At 49.2% G+C, this 2,405-nt stretch carries 3 protein-coding genes; 2 read left to right on the top strand and 1 reads right to left on the bottom strand.

Translation table 11 applies throughout. The features are described from left to right. Positions 1–695, bottom strand: a 695-nt coding sequence (locus tag RMO52_RS18245; protein WP_310417067.1) for a DMT family transporter, incomplete at its 3' end; no start/stop codon positions are given. A gap of 215 nt (positions 696–910) precedes the next feature. On the opposite strand from RMO52_RS18245, the gene sppA reads away from it, so the two are divergent. Then, positions 911–1,732 carry a signal peptide peptidase SppA gene (sppA, locus tag RMO52_RS18240; RefSeq protein WP_309743052.1) on the top strand — a complete coding sequence of 274 codons (822 nt, stop codon included), beginning with the start codon at positions 911–913 and terminating at the stop codon, positions 1,730–1,732. Between the two features lie 38 nt (positions 1,733–1,770). After that, entirely contained in the window at positions 1,771–2,148 is a 378-nt protein-coding gene (gene aroH / locus RMO52_RS18235; protein ID WP_396135045.1) for a chorismate mutase, read from the top strand. The last annotated feature ends 257 nt before the right edge of the window (positions 2,149–2,405 follow it).

The following is a 2,405-nucleotide window of genomic DNA, read 5'->3' as shown; positions in this document are numbered from 1 at the left end:
TTTGACTCCAAATACACCGAACCGATCGCCAGCGGTACCCCGCCGATAATCATGTGCCAACCCGTCGCGATGACCGGATCGACATATTTGGTGACAAACGGGACTAAGATCGTGCCTACCGCCATTGAGAGGGCAGCTAGGAGCATCAACCACTCGCCGCGCTCCGCTAATCCTGACAGATCGAATTGACTCGCTCCAGAATTAGTCGAAATTTGACTCAACCACTCGACAGGTAAACCGACACAACTAATTCCCAACACGCCCAGCACCAAGCCACAAATCCCGATCGCACCAATCCGTTCTTTAAATAACCAGGCTGAGAGTATCGCTACCGCCAACGGCTGCGAGTCGATCGTCACCGAACCCAAGCCCGCATTAGTCCTTACCAATCCAGTTGCCAGAAATCCCTGAAATAACGTCCCATCGATCGCCGCAAACAGCAAGATCCACGCCCAGGCTTGCCATCCCTGCGGTTGCAGCCGCTTGGCAGTAGGATCTCCTCCCGCAACGGGCAATAAGGCAAACAGTAAGACTAAGATCCCAGCGGGGATCAGTCGAATTGCCGCCATGAACAAGGGTGTTGTATGGGGCATCACTCCTTTCATTGCCACCATCGCTGTTCCCCAGAGAAAAAAGGGCACGACCAACAAGATCGGTGTTAAGCTGAAAGTGAATGAGGACTGTTTTAACTGCATGAATACTTAGAATTGCGGCTCTTTTACAGATTGTATATTTTCTTTACACACTCTGCTAGTTAGATGGGAGATGGGAGTTGAGAGTTCGGAGCGAATAACAGTCGATACTCGATTCATCTAATCTCCTCGTCTCCTCGTCTCCTCGTCTCCTCGTCTCCTCGTCTCCTCGTCTCCTTTGTCTCCTCGTCCCCCAACTCCCATCTCCCAACTAAATTATGTTCTGGCCGTTTAATCAGAAAGCTACGAAACAAATTGCCCGCATTGAGATTGCTGGGGCGATTGGTAGCGGTACGCGAAAAGCCGTATTGAAGGCACTCAAGGAAGTTGAAGAACGTAAGTATCCCGCCTTATTATTGCGGATCGATAGTCCTGGTGGAACTGTCGGCGATTCTTATGAGATTTATCAGGCGCTCCAACGGCTGCAATCGAAGGTTCAAATTGTTGCTAGTTATGGCAATATTTCGGCTTCAGGGGGTGTATATATCGGCATGGGTGCCCCGCACATTATGGCAAATCCCGGTACCCTCACAGGCAGTATTGGGGTGATTCTGCGCGGTAATAATCTGGAGAAATTACTCGATCGGGTGGGTGTCTCGTTTAAAGTGATTAAATCTGGGCCTTATAAGGATATCTTGTCATTCGATCGCGAGTTAACCGCTCCCGAGGAACAAATTCTCCAAACCCTCATCGATAGTACTTACGAGCAATTTGTCAATACTGTGGCAGAATCTCGCCATCTCGATCCCGCAACGGTGAGAACTTTTGCCGATGGACGGATCTTTACTGGCGAACAAGCTGTAGAATTTGGAGTGGTCGATCGACTCGGTTCGGAAGAGGATGCTCGGCTTTGGGTGGCGGAATTAGCGGGATTAGATCCCCAAAAGGCTAAGCTACAGACGATCGAAGAACGCAAGCCTTTATTAAGTAGAATCCTGCAAAATCAAGTTTCTGGGTTCTCAACAGTAGTATCGACCGCCGAATGGGTACAATTTGAACTAAGCACTAGCGGACAACCTTTATGGTTATATCGTCCCTAAGTGGCGTAAGATAATAAAAATTTGCGGAGGATGATGGCGTGGAGTGGCAGATGAGAGCAATTCGCGGGGCGACGACGGCAAGTGAAAATACAGAGGGTGCGATCTATAGTGCCGTTACCGAGCTATTGCAAGAATTAGAGTATCGCAATCGGATCGATCCCGATCGCATCATCAGTGTCATTTTTACCGCTACCAAGGATTTGGATGCAGTCTTCCCCGCCGCTATCGCTCGCCGGATCTACCCGACTTGGCAAGATGTCGCCCTGATGGATGTCCAACAAATGCACGTCGAGGGCAGTCTCCCCCGCTGTATTCGCTTCCTAATTCACGCCAATCTCCCAGCGGATGCTAAAGTTTATCATCCTTATCTCCGTGGCGCACGAAATTTACGTCCCGATCGCAGTTTGGTGAGTTAATGGATAGTGGATAGTGAATAGTGAACAGAGGTTTAAAGAAAAAATATTCTAAAAACTAGATGGTGGGCACTGCCCACCATCATTCTCTAAGAATCGCTATCCACTATCCACTGTCTTGATTCGCTGTCTTGTCGTTTTTTTATTCGGGGGCAACCCCCTAATAAAAACGCCGCTAAACCGTCGGGGAACAAAGGCGTGCGCGAATAGCTATTCACTATCCACTAATTTCCGACTCGCCCGCATTTGCCCACAAGCAG

The organism is Chamaesiphon sp. OTE_8_metabat_110, from assembly GCF_031382685.1.
Classification (GTDB): Bacteria; Cyanobacteriota; Cyanobacteriia; order Cyanobacteriales; family Chamaesiphonaceae; genus Chamaesiphon.
Note: the sequence above shows the minus strand (reverse complement) of the source record. Positions and strands in the feature narration are given on the sequence as shown.

Coding starts and splice junctions, on each gene's coding strand:
- sppA (WP_309743052.1), top strand. CDS start 911: ATGTTCTGGCCGTTTAATCAGAAAGCTACGAAACAAATTGCCCGCATT.